The organism is Brevibacterium sp. LAARM2_SD2 (assembly GCF_057364785.1).
Genome location: NZ_JBNFOM010000035.1, coordinates 13,175 through 28,694 on the forward strand (window position 1 = coordinate 13,175; position 15,520 = coordinate 28,694).

Consider the following 15,520-nt stretch of genomic DNA (forward strand, 5'->3'; position numbering starts at 1 on the left):
GCGCGCTCAGTCGCGGCCGGTCGTGCGCATCGTGATGTTGATCCTGCCGCCGCCGAGGTCGCTCAGCCGCGCCGAGTCCGGGGCGGTGTCCGGGTGGATCTTCGTCACCCCGTGGTAGGCGAACCGGGCGGGACCGCCGAAGACGAAGGCGTCGCCTGAGGCGAGCCGGATGTCCTCGTACGGCCGGTTCCGCGTCTCGGTGTTGCCGAATCGGAAGGTGCACGTGTCGCCGAGGGAGAGGGAGACGACCGAGGCCGGATCGTGTTCGTCCTTGTCCTGGTGCATTCCCATCTTCGCCGCCTCGTCGTAGTAGTTGATGAGGGCGACGTCGGGGGAGTAGTGCGCGGGGTCGAACCCCCAGGCGTCAGCCGCCCCGGTGGGGTGGTCGGGGTCGGCATCGACCGCCTCGGCGGCGGCGGTGAGGATCTGGCGCCCGAGCCGTGTCATCCAGTCGGGGAACGGCGGGACGCGCTCCCGGTTGACGTCGACGGCTTCGCGGTCGTAGCGGCCAGGCCGCCAATGCCACCCGAGTCCGATCGTCGTCACGCTCATCGGGTGCCCCATGATCGTCGTCGAGTGCGGTGGGACAGGGCCGGTCCGCCACTGGGCGTACTGGCGGACGATCCACGCCTGCCCGGCATCGTCGAGGAAGCCGGGCAGCCACACGGCCCCGGGCGCGATGACCCGGGGGCCGCGGTCGAAGGCGTCGTCGGCGAAGAGGGCGGGCATGGACGCCTCAGAGGTCGGCGAGCGGAACCGATTCGTCGGCGAGGCGGGAGGCGTCGACCTGCGTGCCGACGATCGTGCGCAGGTCGTCGTTGACATCCCAGACGTTGACGTTCATCGCAGCGGTGACGGTGCCGTCCTTGGTCCAGAACGCGATGAATTCGCCGGAGTCCTTGTCCCCGCGGATGACGACGTCGTCGTCTCCCGAGCCGTGGCCGACGTACTCCATGCCGAGGTCGAACTGGTCGGTGTAGAAGTACGGTTCCCAGTCGTAGACCTTGCTGCCGCCGGTGAGTGTGGAGGCGGCGACATCGGCCTGGCGCACCGCGTTGTCCCAGTGTTCGACGCGGATCCGGGAGTCGAGTCGGGTGTTGAAGGCGTTGGCGATGTCGCCGATGGCGAGCACGCTCGGTACGCTCGAGCGCATCTTCTCGTCGACGGGAACGCCGTTGTCGATGTCGAGGCCGGCCGCCTCGGCGAGTTCGATCGTCGGGTCCGCGCCGATGCCGACGACGACGAGATCAGCGGGCAGGTCGCCCTTCGTCGTCTGGACGGTATCGACGGAGTCCTCGCCCGCGAAGCCCGTGGTGTCGGCGTCGGCGAGGAACTTCACGCCGTTCTTCGACTGCAGATCCTCGAAGTACTGTCCCAGCTCGTCGCCGAGGACGTTCTTCAGCGGGGGAGCGTCGCGAAGGACGACGGTGACATCGGAGCCGTGGGTGCGGGCGGCAGCGGCAACCTCGAGGCCGATCCAGCCGCCGCCGATGATGACGACCTTTCTGCCCTCGCCGAACTGCGAGCGGATGGCCACGGCGTCACCGGCGGTGCGCAGGGTGTGCACGTTGGCGAGCACCTGACCGGGAACCTCGAGGGTGCGCGGGGTCGAACCGGTCGAGAGGATCGCCTGAGCGTAGGTGAGCTCCTCGCCGGAGGCCAGGGTCACCGTGTTGGCGGAGGTGTCGAGCTTCGTCACGGTGTCGCCGAAGAACGTCGTGACGTCATGGGCCGGATACCACTCCGCGCCGCGCAGTGCGGAGTCCGCGGGGTCGGTGTCCTCGAGCATGACCTTCTTCGACAGATCAGGACGGTAGTACGGCGGAAGGGGATCGGTGCCCACCAGGGCGATGGTGCCGGCGAAGCCGTCATTGCGCAGGGCCTCAACCACCTGACCTCCGCCGATTCCCGCACCGATGACGACGATTCCGAATTCCTGGGCCATGCTCGCTCCTTGCTGTATCGGGGTCCTTGTCACAGACTCTACTGTCGGAATCCCGAGTCAACCACTCCCGGTTTTGTGCTTCCTGGGTGCTCGGGTCTAGAGTAGTGCGGTGTCAGGGGCTATAGCTCAGTTGGTAGAGCGCTTCGTTCGCAATGAAGAGGTCAGGGGTTCAATTCCCCTTAGCTCCACCCTGTCGGAGGCGCCGCGTGAACGCGGCGCCTTTCCCATTCCCAGCCGGTGAAGTCAGAAGTCATCGGTGTCGTCGCAGCGGTTCCCCCCCCCGCCCGCGGTCCCCGACCATGACTCCAGCTACACTGGGTTCATCATGATCGGCCCGCTCGCTTCACGGCTCGGGCCGATTTTCTTTGTCCGGAGGTGACGCCGGTGGACTACGCCAAGCCCTGTCTGCCTATCCATGACCAGATCGACTACCGAGGAGCACGGCGACGCCGACCGCTGCCGTCCAGACGGTGAGCGTGTCGAAGGAGAGACGTTCGGCGATACCGAAGCTCAGACCCGGCAGCGCGGCGCCGTCGAGGGCAAGGAGGAATGCTGCGAATCCGAGGATCGAGACGGCGACGGCGGCAATCGTCAGCCACCTGAAGACACTGCGACCGACGGCAACGGCAAGCAGGAGCATCGCCGCCCACTGGACGAGAGCCTGAGCTGCCGCGGCGCCGTCATGCAGGGCCGGCTGTTGATCCCACGGCGCGAAGCCCACCGCGACGACACACACTCCGACGACGGCCATGAGAATCGTCGCCACGCGTCCAGTCCGGCGCCTCCAGCAGCCGTGCAGCAGCACTGCACCAAGGGCCGTCAGTACACCGGAGGCGACCATGCCCGCATTGAACCCGACGTGCCACGGTGAGCAGACCTCGCGGACGTCCCCGCCCTCGGTGAACGGGCCGCAGACCGTGACACCGAGGTCGCTGATCGCATTCCGCGTCACCGAGTACCCGTCCGGCCACTGCAGGGCCACGATGAGCTGGACGGGCAGCAGCAGCGCGCTGGCCACCCAGAAAGCTGCCCCAATTCGCCAGCGCTGCCTCATGTGCCTCGCCCTCCTCGTCGAACGCGATCGCCGCCGATCGCGCTGGGGATGCGGCAACCGGAGACGCGGTCTGCGTTCATCGTAGGACGATCAGAGGTGATGCGAGGCGACCGGCGGGAAAGTCATGACCCCGCGACGCGCATGCCCTCCCCATCGCCGGGGGCGAGGACGATGTCGAAACGCGTCTCAGCCCACCCTCTGCCACCGACGTCATGTCCGTCGGGGGTCGGGGTGCCGGGCGCATGATGCGAGAAGTCCATGATGAGCGACTCCTTGACGCCGAAGACGCTGTCACCGATCTCCAGCTGCTCATCACCGCGGACGAAGATGTGCGTGACGAGCGTCCGGAATCCCGGTGCCGTGACCATGAAGTGCAAATGGCTCGCGCGCATCGGCGAGCGCCCGGTCGCGGCGAGCATCGCTCCGACGGGTCCGTCGTCGGGAATCGGGTACGGCGTGGGAAACAGCCCCCAGAACCGGTAGGTGCCGGATTCGTCGGAGAACAGATGCGCCCGGGCAGCCGTTCTCTCGTCGTCGTACTGGACGTCGTAGAAGCCGTCCTCGTCGGCCTCCCACACCTCGATGCGCGCCCCGGGGATCGGATTGCCCTCAGTGTCCGTGACCGACCCTTCAACGAGGCAGGGTTCGCCGAGCGCCCCGAACGCCATGTCCTCTCCACGGGCGATCTCCGGGGCATCGTCGACGAAGAAGGGCCCGAAGACCGTCGCCTCGGTGGCATTCGCGTGCTCGGGATTGTTCATGCCCACGACCTGCATCGATGCCCCGAGCGTGTCCGAGAGGAGCACGAACTCCTGCCTCGTCTCGGTCGTGATGTGCCCGGCATCGGTGAGGAAGCGGATGCCGGCGTTCCACTCCGCCTCGGTGAGGCGCACCTCCCGGAGGAAGGCGTGCAGATGCCGGGTGAGGGCCTCCATGACAGTTTTGAGGCGAGCGTCGTCGGTGCCGGCGAACGACGCGATGACCTCATCGACGAGTCCCTGTTCGCGCGCCGACTGCTCGGGGGAGATGTCGCTCATGCTGCCGCCCGCACGATCATCCCCGAGAGGATCGCCTCCAGGCGCGTGTTGAGTTCGGCGGCATCACCGGCGACGAAGGCGACGTAGAAGTCCGGTCGCATGAGGAGGTGGCGGGCACCGTGCTCACCCATCCACGTCGCATACGTGCCGTCGAGATCGATGACCTCGGCACCGCTGTCGGGACCCCCGACCGTCAGCTGCCGGCCCCCGACTCTCTCGTGGTCGGCGGCCAGACCCGGATCGAGGTCTCCGGCCGCCTCGGGAGTCGATAGGAGGAACCAGCCGTGGCCGACGGCATCGTCGAACCGTCCGGTCCGCCCCCGGTGGGCGACACGCCCCTGGATGCCCGTCTTGCCCGCGGTGCCGTCCTCGGCGACCCAGGTGCCGGGGCCGAGGATCGTCTCATGCGCCGGCAGCGGCCCGACCTTCGACTGTTCGGCATGTTCGGCGAGCATGCGCGCGTCCCGGGCCGCCGCCTCGGCGGGATCGGTGATGCAGATGATCTTGCCGAGGTCGACGGAGAACTCGATGTACCATTTCGCCTGATCGCGCCTCTCGTCGGACCATGCGTCGAGGAGGTTCCCGTCGGCGAGCCCCTGGAGCACGAGATCGAGGCGCCATGCGAGATTGACGACGTCACGCAGCCCCGCGCACATGCCCTCACCGGCGAACGGCGGCATGAGATGGGCGGCATCTCCGACGAGCATCGTCCGCCCGTGATGCCACTTCTCGAGGTACTTCGCCTCGAACCGGGGGAGGGCCAGGCGCTCGAGCGAGGCGTTGTCGGGACGGATGTCCCACGGCTCGAGGAGCTTCCATGCCGCCTCCGGGGTGAGCATCTCCTGGAGATCGTCGTCGGGCAGCATCATGAACTCCCACCGGCGCCTGCCCGGTCCGCCCGGCACGACCGTGGTCGGCCGCACGGGATCGCAGACCTGGAAGTGGTGCGTCATGTACGAGGGCATGACCTCGGGCTTCGTGTCGACGATGAGCCAGTGGAAGAGGAAGCCGAGATCCGTCATCTCCGCCCCGACCGCTTCCCGGAGGAACGAATTCGCCCCATCCGCCCCGATCGCATACCGCGCCCGGATCCGACCGGACTCCCCGCCCTCGGCGTAGTCGACGGTGCGCAGACCGGGCACCGTCTCCCGGAAGTCGAGGGTGACACCGTCCTCGTCCTGGGCGAAGGCGACGGTGTCGCGTCCGAAATGGAGGGTGACATTCGGCAGGGTCTGGGCGATGACGCGCAGCCGGTCCTCGAGTTCGGGCTGGCTGAACCAGTACCGCTTGCGGAACCCGTTGTCCTCCTTGCCCAGCCAGTCGATCTCCATGAGGATCTCGCCGTCCCCGTTGAGCCAGTAGTAGTGGTCGTCGTGGAAGTCGATCGCCGGGTCGTTGTCGGGGTCGATCCCGATCATCGCGAGCACGCGGGCGATCTCATGATCGAACGTCACCGCACGCGGGCGTCCGTACTGCGTGTGCCACCGGTCAAGGGCGTGAACGCGGTAGCCCTGGCGACCGAGGAGGATCGTGGCGAGGAGGCCGACGGGACCGAGGCCGTTGATGACGACATCGGCGGTGTGTTCGACGGTGGGTGCGGATGCGGGGGTCATGTCTCACTCCTATGTGAACATCTGTTCATCGTTGAACTTATGTTCATTATGGGGAGGGGGTGAGAGGCCGTCAAGGGTTTGTCCGCGGATTCCGCCTGGGAGTTCTCCCCGCGCGCCGAGGCTGTCGTCCGTTCCCATCTCCTCCGACCTCGCGCGCCTGCTGGCCGAGGCGTGGCCTGAGCAGGCACAATCGTGTCCATGGCAGAATCTCCTGACCGGCGTGCCCGCAAGGCCGAGGCGACCCGTCGTCGCATCCTCGATGCCGCGCGCGACGTCATCGCCACCGGCGGACCGGAGGCGCTGACGATTCGGGCTGTGTCGAACGGCGCCGATATCGCCGTCGGGACGTTCTACAACTACTTCACCTCCGTCGAACAGCTCACCGATGAGGTCGTCTTCGATCTCGTCGAGACCTTCGGCCAGCGTCTTGATGCGCTGACCGGGGACTTCGACGATGCCGCCGAGGTCTACGCGGTGTCTCTGCGGCACCTGGCGACGACGGCGATCTCCGATCCGGTGTGGGGGTGGCTGCTCGTCCGGCTCGGTCTCGCCCATGCGGGGCTGCTCGACGTGCTGGGTCCGCGCGCCAACCGGGACATCCAGAAGGGCGTCGACAGCGGTCGCTTCGACATCGACGACGTCGCCCTGGCCGGGGCGATGACCTTCGGGGCGCTGCTCTCGGCGATGCGTCTGCGACTTGAGCGCGGGGGGTCCGATGAAGTCGTCGCCACCTACACGCAGTACCTGCTGCGGATGGTGGGGATCTCGCGTGAGGAGGCGCGCGACCTTGCCCGGCGACCGCTGCCGCCTCTGCCGCCGCTCGACCCATCCGACGGGATCAGGAGTCCAGCCGCACCTGAGTGACCGGACGCGGCCCCGGGGACGCACGTCGGATCGGTCCATCCGAGTGCGCCGGGCCTTCGAATACTCATCGGTAACACTGTCACGCGGAGATCGACTAGCCTGACGACTGACCTGTCCGTGACGCTGACATATTCACCCAGAGGAGTCCGATGAGACTGAGACCTGCACTGATGACCGGCCTGCTCGGACTCGCCGGAGCCATGCATTTCATCCGACCGCGGACATTCGACTCGATCGTCCCGCCTGCCCTCGGCAATCGGCGGGCGTGGACCTATGCGAGCGGGGTCGCCGAACTCGGCTGCGCCGCCCTGCTCGCCAACCCTGGCACACGACGCCTCGGAGGGGCCGCCTCGGCGGCACTCATGGTCGCCGTCTACCCGGCCAACATCTACACCGTGGTCAAGTACTGGCACTCACCCCGCGGGCGGGCAATCGCGCTCGCGCGCCTGCCGCTGCAGATTCCCCTCGTGCAGATGTCGTGGGCGATCGCACCGACAGGGGCGCGCAGGACCGACCTCCGGTCGGTGCGCCGAACGGCGGTCATTGGTAGCCTGGACGCAGCGAGTGCCCGTGTGCCTGACCCGTCCGGGCAGACGTCAGCAGGCATCGTGAGGGCGGCCCAAGGGGTCACCATGTCTCAGCGCCACCACCTCGTGAGCCTCTGGCTCATCTTCTTCATCAACGGCTCAGTCATGGCCAGCTGGTCGCCGCGCATTCCCGAGGTCGCAGCCGCACTCGACGTGGGTGACGCGGCATTGGGCATCGCTCTGCTCGGCTTCGCCGCCGGAGCCATCCCGGCGATGTTGTGTGCCGGTCACCTGACCCGTTGGGTGTCGCCCGAACTCGTCAGCCTCCTCTCTGCGACGGCGTTCTCCCTCGGCCTGCCGGTGATCGCCGCGGCACCGAACCTCGTTGCGCTCTTCGCGGCTCTCTTCGGCATGGGTGTCGCCGGGGGCCTGTGCGACATCACGATGAACCTCACAGGGGTGCGCATCGAGCATCGACTGCGCTCGGGCGTGCTCGGACGGCTTCACGCCGGATTCAGTCTCGGGGTCGTGGCCGGCGGTGTCGGTGCGCTCGTCGCGACCGCCCTCGGTGCGAGCGTCGCGGGGCATTTCGCGGTCGTGGCAGCCGTGCTCGTTGTCCTCGCGGCAACTGCTGCTCCCGGTCTCCTGCGCGCTGAGGGACGAGGGCCTGAGCGGGAGCGCGTGCCCGAAACCGCACGCCCTCCCGACGGTCCTCGCTTCACCTCGCACCTCCCGGCGGCGATCGCCGTCATGGCCATCTGCGGACTGCTGCTCGAGGGCGTCATCACCGATTGGTCGGCGCTCCTGCTCACTCGTGACCTGGGCGCCACCGCAACGCAGGGTGCGTTGGCGCTCACGCTGTTCTCCGTGGCCATGGTCGGATCACGGGCAGTCACCGACCTGCTGGCCGACCGCCTCGGCGAAACGGTGATCCTCTGTGCCGGGGCAGTGACGGCCGCGACGGCGATGACGATCGGAATGCTCAGCGCGGTGCCCGGGATCGTCGTGGGGTCGATCGTGGTCATCGGCTTGGCGATCGGTCCGGTGTTTCCGATCACCCTGAGCCGGGCCTCCCGGTTCGGCGATCCGGCGGCCTCGATCGCCCGCATCAGTGTGGTCGGCTACACCGCGGGTCTGATCGGTCCGCTGCTCATCGGCGGGATCTCCTCTGCTGTGGGCCTGCCGTGGACGGTCACCGGCGCGGTGCTCGCCGGGAGTCTCGGCATCCTCCTCGCTCTTCGTCCCGCGTCGCGTGGCGACGAGACCGGCACGGCGCCTTAGTCCTCCGAAATCGGCGAGGTGATCTCTTCAGCACTCGGCGCCGAGTCCGGGTCGAGCAGCCACTGGGCGGCTACGCCGATGAGCATCGCGTAGTGACGCGAACCGTCCCTTTCGTCGTCACCCCCGAATGCGCGTGCGAGCACGCTCCGTGCGGCATCGCCGCGCTCTTCGAGGCCTGCGCGAATGGTGTCATTGTGCTGAGCCAGACTGATGGCCTCAATTCGGGCGGCGTCAGGAGAGGATAACCAGCTCCGCGGTTGATCGGGTCATCGCGACGTAGCGGTCGACGGCACCGGTGATGCCGTCGCCGAACCGATCGGGGTCGACGAGGACGACGAGATCGAACTCGAGACCCTTGACCTCGAGTGGAGTGAACGCGTTCACCCGCTCGGATCGCCGCCAGCGATCCGAGACGGGGAGGACACTGGGGTCGGCCGGGATGATGCCGACAGTGCCCTGTTCGTGGGCGCTCAGCCACGCTTCGACGACGGGGATGAGCGCCTCCGTCCGTTCACGGCGCACCGGGTGTCCGGCGGTGCGCACGGAGTCGGGCACATTCGCATCGGGGAGGGCGGCGCGGATGACGGGACCGGCTTCGGCCATCACCTCGGCAGGGGTGCGATAGTTGACGCTCAGATGCACCGTCTCGACGCTCAGCCCCGCCCGCGACAGCCGTACCTCCCACGTCTCGGCGAACCCATCCCTCGCCTGAGCGCGGTCGCCGACGATCGTCACCGACTTCGAGGGGCACCGGTCGAGGATCATCCGCCACTGGGCATCGGTGAGCTCCTGGGCTTCGTCGACGATGATGTGACCGAACGGACCGGCGAGCCGATCCGATTGCGGCACCGTTCGACCACCGGAATTCTCGAGAGCGGTCTGCAGGTCGGCACCGCGGAGCATCGTCATCTCCCGCAGCTCGCTGTCGTCGGCGGAGATGAGGTCGTCGATGACGTCGCTCATCCGCGCGCGTTCGGCGGCGGACTCGCGCTCGTCGGTGCGTCGACGACGGAGAGCGTCCGGGTCGCCGATGCGACGGCGGGCGGCATCGAGGAACGGCAGATCCGATGCTGTCCAGTCCCGCGGCCCACGGCGGATGAGCGCGTCGATCTGCGTCGGCGCCAGCCCCGGTGCGCACATGCCCAGGTAGGCCGGCACGGTCCACAGGTCGCCGACGACGTCGAGCGGATCGAGCACGGGCCATGCGGCGGTCAGTGCCGCCCGAAGCGCCGGATCGCAGCGGACCATGCGCCGAGTCAACCCCTCGTCGATGTCCTCATCGAGGTCCCGGGCATGGTCGACGATGATGTCGACGAGTTCGTCCCACACCTCATCACGGGCGTCGTTGTGCGGCGTCGTCCCGATCCCGGCCCGGAACGCTTCGGCCCACATCCCCAGTCCGACCGGAATCTCGCCGGCCGGAGTCGGGACGCTCAGGTCGTCGGTCGGCGGCTGCTCGAAGAGCGAGACGGCCCGGTCGACCACCTCGGCGGGATCGAGCGCGCCTTTGATCCGGGCGGAGTCCGCAGACTCGGGAGCCGTGGCAGTCTCCGGCACGAGGTCGCTCAGCGTGCACATCTGCACCGCATCCTCGCCGAGGCGGGGGAGGACGTCGTCGACGTAGCGCAGATACGATGCGGTCGGGCCGATGAAGAGCAGCCCGCCTCCGGATCTCACCTGCGGTGCGGAATGGAGCAGGTAGGCGGCCCGGTGCAGCGCAACGACGGTCTTGCCCGTGCCCGGCCCGCCGTCGACGACGAGCGGTCGACGAGCAGACGTGCGGATGACCGCATCCTGGTCGGCCTGGATGGTGCCGAGGACATCGGGCATCTGCGGCGAGCGCACTGCGGAGAGTGCAGCGAGGAAGGCTGACTGGTCGTCGAGCACAGCGGCATCGGCACCGCCGTCGGGACTCAGCTGCTCATCCCAGTAGTCGATGACCACGCCGTCCCGCCAGCGATATCGCCTCCTGCTCGTGAGACCGAAGGGGGAGGCGAGGGTGGCGGCGAAGTACGGTTCGGCCGCAGCAGTGCGCCAATCGACGAGCAGTGGGTCGCCATGCTCGTCGCGGATGCCCATCCGGCCGATGTGGATCGTCTCACCGGTCGTGGTCACCATCCGACCGAGGCACAGGTCGAGGTCGAAGCGGCCGAGCAGGCTCAGCTGCGCGGAGGCATCGCGGACGAGGGCGTCGCGTTCGACGGCCGCCTCACCGGAGGCCGCGGGTGTCGCTCGCAGCTCGGCGAGGCGGGTGGTCAGCCGGTCGGACTCGGTCTCCTGGGCTTGGGAGACGCGGGAGAACAGCGCGTCGTCGGCGGCGATGAGGTGCGGTCGGGCTTTGGCGGAAAGACGAGCGGGCAGGGCGAAGGCGCTGGTTCGCAAGGAGGCTCCTGGAGGGTGAACGGCGAGGTGAGGCACCCATTGTTCACCCTGTCCGGGGCCTTGCGGCAAGCCCCCTGTGCGCTGATATCCTGAAAATGCGAGGAGATGCCGGCCGCTCGTCAGCCGCTCATGACGACGAGTCGGAGTGCTCGACCGGGAGGGTGTCAGCGGAAGTCGATGAGCTTCCCGCTCTTCGACAGCTCCGGATCCGTGCAGGAGGACAGGTCGAAGCAGCACGGTCGGCGCTTGCCGTTCTCGAGCTTGTCGATGGCCACGCCGACGCGCTTGGCTCGCGTCGCGGGGTTCTTCGTCGCCTTGATCCAGCGCACCCACTCCCACCGGGCCATCGGGGTCAGGCTCGCCCACGTGTCATCGAGATCGCCGGCATCCGCGAGTGCCGAGGCGAGATCCTCCGGCACGCTCACCTCGGGCCAGTCCTTCGTCGGCGTCAGCGTCACGGACACCGTCGCGCCGTCCGCGAGGCCCGCAACCTCATCGAGATTGAGCCAGTGACCGCGCATCCCATCGGGCTCGACAACCGTCGCGAACCGCGCGTCGCCGACGACCGCCTCGGCGGCGACCTGACCTCGTGAGGGAAGTTCCGCACTCGCGTCGGGACTCAGCCGGATGATCGTGCGATCACCGAGCGTCGACACCTCTCCGGCGAACTCGATCGGTGCGGTCTGCGTCGCTGCCATGTCTCTCCTCACGGGCCCGGGATCCGGCCGTCCGGATCCCCTCAACTGCTCTTGTCCCAGGATACTCGCGGGCAGCTGAGCAGGCTTCTCGATTCCTGACCGGTGCGCTCATCACCCTCTGCGCCCATCATCCTCTGCGACCGGGGCCGGGGGAGGCGACAGGCGGAGCCGCGAGGAGGATTGACTTTTCCTGAACAGTGTTCAATGATCGTGGCCATGCCGTCTTTCACCACCATCGCCGATCGCGCCTGCTCCGGTTCGCCGGCCACCCTCGACGAGGCTCTGGCCATTCTGCAGTCCTCCGATGACGACCTCCTCGACGTCGTCGCGGCCGCCGCGCGGGTCCGCCGCCTGCACTTCGGCGACGCGGTCAAGGTCAACTATCTCGTCAACCTCAAATCGGGACTGTGCCCGGAGGACTGCGGCTACTGCTCCCAGCGCCTGGGGTCGGAATCGGAGATCCTCAAGTACTCATGGCTGCCCGGTGACGAAGCGCGCCGGCAAGCGGAGTTCGGTCTCGCCGGCGGTGCCTCCCGGGTGTGCCTCGTCGCCAGCGGCCGCGGCCCCTCCAACCGGGACGTCGAACGGGTGGCGTCGATGACCGAGGACATCAAAGCCCACAACCCCGACGTCGAGGTCTGCGCGTGCCTCGGGTTCCTCAAAGGCGGTCAGGCCGAGCGCCTCCGATCGGCCGGGGTCGACGCCTACAACCACAACCTCAACACCGCCGAGTCCAACTATGCCGAGATCTGCTCGACGCACACCTTCGCCGACCGCGTCGACACCGTCGAGCAGGCCCGCGATGCGGGACTCTCCCCGTGCTCCGGGCTCATCGTCGGCATGGGGGAGACCCCGGAGCAGATCGTCGAGACGATCCTCGAACTGCGTCGCCTCAACGCCGACTCCATCCCCGTCAACTTCCTCATCCCGTTCGAGGGCACCCCGCTGGCGGGAACCCACGAACTCACTCCCCAGCACTGCCTGCGCATCCTCTGCGCAGTGCGGTTGATGTGCCCGGACAGCGAGCTGCGCATCGCCGGCGGTCGCGAGATGCACCTGCGCACTCTCCAGCCGCTCGCCCTCCACGTCGCCAACTCCCTGTTCCTCGGCGACTACCTCACGAGCGAGGGCCAGGACGCCGAGGCGGATCTCGATATGATCGTCGACGGCGGCTTCTCCATCGTCGGCGCCGACAGCGCAGCCGAACTGCGGGAGCAGGTGCGCGCGGCGAAGGCGGCCCGCACCGCCGCTCTTCTTCCCGAGGCCTCCCCGGCCTCTTCGAGCCTGCCGTGCGGGAAGACGGCCGCGGCCTCCACCGCGCCCGACGGGATCGTCGTCCCCACGATCCGCCGCCGCGGGGCGGGAACGGCCGCGGCCCCCAATGCGTGAGACCACGACCGTCGCCGGTCTCCACGACCGCGAGCGCGGCCTGCTCTGGCATCCCTACGGCGCCCTCGCCGATGGCTCGCACTTCGCGGTCGCCGGTGCCCGCGGCCCCCGCGTCGACCTCGTCGGACGCGACGGGCGCAGCATCACCGCCCTCGACGGGATGAGTTCCTGGTGGTCGGTCGTCCACGGGTACCGCAATCCCACACTCGACCAGGCACTCGAGTCCCAGCTGCGGTCGTTCTCCCATGTCATGTTCGGCGGGCTCACCCACGAACCGGCGGTCGACCTCGCCGAGCGCCTCGTCGCCGTGACCCCGACGGGCCTCGACCACGTGTTCCTCGCCGATTCCGGGTCGGTCTCGGTCGAGGTCGCACTCAAGACCGCCATCCAGTACCAGCGCGCCCAGGGCCGCGACCGCGGACGCTTCCTCGCCCTGCGCGGGGCCTATCACGGCGACACCACCGGTGCGATGAGCGTGTGCGACCCGGTCGAGAGCATGCACGCCGACTTCCGGGCCGTGCTCACCGAACAGCTCTTCGCCCCGCGGCCGCCGCTGCCGGGCGCCCCGATGCCGAGATCGACGCGTGGTGTGCGGCCGTCGACGAGCTCTGCGACCGCCACGGTGACGAGCTCGCCGGCATCATCGTCGAACCCCTCTTCCAAGGTGCGGGCGGGATGCGCCCGTACGACGTCCGCGCACTCCGCCATCTCGCCGCCCGTGCCCGCGACCTCGACGCCGTGCTCATCGCCGACGAGATCGCCACCGGCTTCGGCCGCACCGGAACCGCGTTCGCCTGCGAACAGGCCGGCATCGTTCCCGACATCCTCTGCCTCGGCAAGGCGCTGACCGGCGGGTACATGACCCTGGCCGCGGTGCTCTGTGCGAGCGATCTCGCCGAGGTGATCGCCGGATCACCTCACCGTGCCCTCATGCACGGGCCGACATTCATGGCCAACCCCCTGGCCTGCGCTGCGGCGCGGGCGTCCCTCGATCTGCTCTTCGCTGCCACCCCCGACGGCACGCCTGCGTGGGCGACAGCCGTCACCCGGATCGGGGAGGGCCTCACTGCGGGACTGGCACCGGCCGCGGCGCTGCCCGGGGTCGCCGACGTCCGCGTCGTCGGTGGGATCGGCGTCCTCGAGATGCATCGCCCCGTCGACGTCGGCACCGTCACCCGCATCGCCGCGGACCACGGTGTCTGGCTGCGCCCCTTCCGCACGCACATCTACACGATGCCGCCGTACATCGCGACGACCGAGGACGTCGCCGGGATCTGTGCGGCGATGCTCGCCGCCGCGGAGGGCTGCCCGTGACCGCGCCCGTGCGTGAGGCGAACCGGATCCTCGACCGCCTCGGCGCCGAGGCGCGAGCCCGTGCCGAGGCCGGGCTCGACCGCGTCGATGCCGGGCCGCACGGTCTCGATCTCGCCTCGAACGACTATCTCGGACTCGCGAACCATCCGAGCGTCATCGCCGCCGGATGCGAGGCGATCGCACGCTGGGGCACATCCGCGCGGGCCTCACGACTCGTCACGGGCACCACCCCGGCCCACCATGAGGCCGAAGCGGCGCTGTCCGCGCTCACCGGGCGGGACACGGCGCTCGTCTTCTCCTCGGGCTACGCCGCGAACCTCGCGGTGCTCACCGCGCTGACCGGACCCGACTGTCTCATCGTCTCCGACGCCCACAACCACGCCTCGCTCATCGACGCCTGCCGTCTCTCGAAGGCCGAGGTCGTGCGCACCCCGCACGGGGACGCCACCGCCGTCGAGGAGGCCCTGCGGCAGCGCACCCAGCCCGAGGCGATCGTCGTCGTCGAGTCCGTCTACTCGGTCCTCGGCGATGCCCCGGACCTTGCGCGTCTCCTCGAGCTCTGCGCACGCTTCGATGCCCTGCTCGTCATCGACGAAGCCCACGGCATCGGCGTCGTCGGCGGGGGAGCGGGCGCGGCCGCGGCACTGGTCGACCACCGTGACCGCGTCGTCGTCACGGCGACCCTGTCCAAGTCCCTGGGAGCCCAAGGCGGAGCGGTCCTCGGACCCGCCGCGGTCCGGGACGCCCTGGTCAACACCGCCCGGACCTTCATCTTCGACACCGGACTCGCCCCGGCCGCAGCGGCCGCGGCCACCGCCGCAATCCAGCTCATCGCCGCCGGTGAGGCACCGGTGGCGCAACTGGCCGCCAATCGGCGAGCTCTGACGACGGCTCTCGGAATCGAGGAGCCGGCCGGGGCCGTGGCGTCTGTGCCGATGCCCTCGGCCCGGGCGGCCGTCGCCGCGCGTGACGCACTCCGGGAGCGGGGCCTGACCGTGGGGTGCTTTCGTCCGCCCTCGGTTCCCGACGGCATCTCCCGCCTGCGCATCACCTGTCGCGGCGACCTCACCGCGGCCGACGTCGACACCGCCGCCGAGGCGATCGGCGCCGTCGTCGCGGAGATGGGCTGAGGATGCGCTGCATCGTCATCACCGGGACCGACACGGGGGTCGGCAAGACCATCGTGTCAGCGGCGCTCGCCGTCCGACTGCGGCAGCGCTCTGTCGCGGTGCACCTCCGCAAACCGGTGCAGACCGGTCTCATCGCCGCCGACGACCCGCACCGCGGCGACCTCGAAGCCCTCTACACCGACTTCGTCACCCGCGGTGACGCCGAGATCGCCGGGACGCTCGCCGGCGTCCCTGTCGACCGGGGTGAGCCTGGAGACTGCCAAGGCACGACAAGGGGCGCTAGGAG

The 15,520-nt window shown here is 69.0% G+C and carries 14 protein-coding genes, 1 tRNA gene and 1 pseudogene; 8 read left to right on the forward strand and 8 right to left on the reverse strand.

Features of this window, described 5'->3' with window-relative positions:
- Positions 1-6: 6 nt before the first annotated feature.
- Both AC2W7K_RS16795 and AC2W7K_RS16800 read right to left on the reverse strand, forming a co-directional pair.
- Positions 7-729 (reverse strand): alpha-ketoglutarate-dependent dioxygenase AlkB, encoded by a 723-nt coding sequence (locus AC2W7K_RS16795; RefSeq protein ID WP_198498650.1) that lies wholly within the window; start codon positions 727-729, stop codon positions 7-9.
- Between the two features lie 7 nt (positions 730-736).
- Entirely contained in the window at positions 737-1,945 is a 1,209-nt protein-coding gene (locus AC2W7K_RS16800; protein ID WP_344249685.1) for an NAD(P)/FAD-dependent oxidoreductase, read from the reverse strand.
- Positions 1,946-2,060: 115 nt separating this feature from the next.
- On the opposite strand from AC2W7K_RS16800, the gene AC2W7K_RS16805 reads away from it, so the two are divergent.
- A tRNA-Ala gene (locus tag AC2W7K_RS16805) sits at positions 2,061-2,133 on the forward strand.
- A gap of 221 nt (positions 2,134-2,354) precedes the next feature.
- Here the strand turns inward: AC2W7K_RS16805 and AC2W7K_RS16810 are convergent.
- The 3 genes from AC2W7K_RS16810 to mhpA form a co-directional block, all read right to left on the reverse strand.
- Positions 2,355-2,999, reverse strand: a complete 645-nt coding sequence (locus AC2W7K_RS16810) for a DUF998 domain-containing protein (RefSeq protein ID WP_344249683.1) — start codon at positions 2,997-2,999, stop codon at positions 2,355-2,357.
- A 122-nt stretch (positions 3,000-3,121) separates the two neighbouring features.
- Positions 3,122-4,036, reverse strand: coding sequence for a dioxygenase family protein (locus AC2W7K_RS16815; protein WP_344249681.1), 915 nt, complete (start codon positions 4,034-4,036; stop codon positions 3,122-3,124).
- Entirely contained in the window at positions 4,033-5,649 is a 1,617-nt protein-coding gene (gene mhpA / locus AC2W7K_RS16820) for a bifunctional 3-(3-hydroxy-phenyl)propionate/3-hydroxycinnamic acid hydroxylase MhpA (protein ID WP_344249679.1), read from the reverse strand. Before mhpA ends, AC2W7K_RS16815 begins: the two co-directional genes overlap by 4 nt.
- Before the next feature lie 198 nt (positions 5,650-5,847).
- On the opposite strand from mhpA, the gene AC2W7K_RS16825 reads away from it, so the two are divergent.
- The gene (locus AC2W7K_RS16825; protein ID WP_344249677.1) at positions 5,848-6,513 is read left to right on the forward strand and encodes a TetR/AcrR family transcriptional regulator; all 666 of its coding nucleotides are present in this window, start codon (positions 5,848-5,850) and stop codon (positions 6,511-6,513) included.
- A 149-nt stretch (positions 6,514-6,662) separates the two neighbouring features.
- Positions 6,663-8,321, forward strand: coding sequence for an MFS transporter (locus AC2W7K_RS16830; protein WP_486006435.1), 1,659 nt, complete (start codon positions 6,663-6,665; stop codon positions 8,319-8,321).
- Here AC2W7K_RS16830 and AC2W7K_RS16835 read toward each other — a convergent pair.
- The 3 genes from AC2W7K_RS16835 to AC2W7K_RS16845 all read right to left on the reverse strand — a co-directional run bounded on the left by AC2W7K_RS16835 (position 8,318) and on the right by AC2W7K_RS16845 (position 11,401).
- Positions 8,318-8,464, reverse strand: a complete 147-nt coding sequence (locus tag AC2W7K_RS16835) for a hypothetical protein (protein WP_344249670.1) — start codon at positions 8,462-8,464, stop codon at positions 8,318-8,320. The two genes, AC2W7K_RS16830 and AC2W7K_RS16835, sit on opposite strands and share 4 nt — an antisense overlap.
- An 88-nt stretch (positions 8,465-8,552) precedes the next feature.
- On the reverse strand, positions 8,553-10,703 hold the full coding sequence (gene helR / locus AC2W7K_RS16840; protein WP_344249668.1) for an RNA polymerase recycling motor ATPase HelR: 2,151 nt from the start codon (positions 10,701-10,703) through the stop codon (positions 8,553-8,555).
- A 164-nt stretch (positions 10,704-10,867) separates the two neighbouring features.
- A complete protein-coding gene (locus tag AC2W7K_RS16845) occupies positions 10,868-11,401 on the reverse strand; it encodes a YdeI/OmpD-associated family protein (protein ID WP_344249666.1) in 534 nt (177 codons plus the stop codon).
- 216 nt (positions 11,402-11,617) lie between these two features.
- On the opposite strand from AC2W7K_RS16845, the gene bioB reads away from it, so the two are divergent.
- The 5 genes and pseudogenes from bioB to bioD all read left to right on the forward strand — a co-directional run.
- Positions 11,618-12,790 (forward strand): biotin synthase BioB, encoded by a 1,173-nt coding sequence (gene bioB / locus AC2W7K_RS16850; protein ID WP_344249664.1) that lies wholly within the window; start codon positions 11,618-11,620, stop codon positions 12,788-12,790.
- Positions 12,791-12,950: 160 nt separating this feature from the next.
- Positions 12,951-13,280: pseudogene (locus tag AC2W7K_RS16855) on the forward strand (aminotransferase class III-fold pyridoxal phosphate-dependent enzyme); the annotation flags it as partial.
- Entirely contained in the window at positions 13,268-14,104 is an 837-nt protein-coding gene (locus AC2W7K_RS16860; RefSeq protein ID WP_486006436.1) for an aminotransferase class III-fold pyridoxal phosphate-dependent enzyme, read from the forward strand. The pseudogene AC2W7K_RS16855 and the gene AC2W7K_RS16860, both read left to right, overlap by 13 nt.
- Entirely contained in the window at positions 14,101-15,234 is a 1,134-nt protein-coding gene (locus AC2W7K_RS16865; protein ID WP_344249660.1) for an 8-amino-7-oxononanoate synthase, read from the forward strand. The genes AC2W7K_RS16860 and AC2W7K_RS16865 overlap by 4 nt, the downstream gene beginning before the upstream one ends.
- Before the next feature lie 2 nt (positions 15,235-15,236).
- Positions 15,237-15,520 (forward strand): ATP-dependent dethiobiotin synthetase BioD (bioD, locus tag AC2W7K_RS16870; RefSeq protein ID WP_486006437.1); only part of this gene is annotated, 284 nt, incomplete at its 3' end.

Bases quoted from the DNA above. Each gene is read 5' to 3' on its own strand.
- AC2W7K_RS16795 (WP_198498650.1), bottom strand. From the start codon at position 729: ATGCCCGCCCTCTTCGCCGACGACGCCTTCGACCGCGGCCCCCGGGTC.
- AC2W7K_RS16800 (WP_344249685.1), bottom strand. From the start codon at position 1,945: ATGGCCCAGGAATTCGGAATCGTCGTCATCGGTGCGGGAATCGGCGGA.
- AC2W7K_RS16810 (WP_344249683.1), bottom strand. From the start codon at position 2,999: ATGAGGCAGCGCTGGCGAATTGGGGCAGCTTTCTGGGTGGCCAGCGCG.
- AC2W7K_RS16815 (WP_344249681.1), bottom strand. From the start codon at position 4,036: ATGAGCGACATCTCCCCCGAGCAGTCGGCGCGCGAACAGGGACTCGTC.
- mhpA (WP_344249679.1), bottom strand. From the start codon at position 5,649: ATGACCCCCGCATCCGCACCCACCGTCGAACACACCGCCGATGTCGTC.
- AC2W7K_RS16825 (WP_344249677.1), top strand. From the start codon at position 5,848: ATGGCAGAATCTCCTGACCGGCGTGCCCGCAAGGCCGAGGCGACCCGT.
- AC2W7K_RS16830 (WP_486006435.1), top strand. From the start codon at position 6,663: ATGAGACTGAGACCTGCACTGATGACCGGCCTGCTCGGACTCGCCGGA.
- AC2W7K_RS16845 (WP_344249666.1), bottom strand. From the start codon at position 11,401: ATGGCAGCGACGCAGACCGCACCGATCGAGTTCGCCGGAGAGGTGTCG.
- bioB (WP_344249664.1), top strand. From the start codon at position 11,618: ATGCCGTCTTTCACCACCATCGCCGATCGCGCCTGCTCCGGTTCGCCG.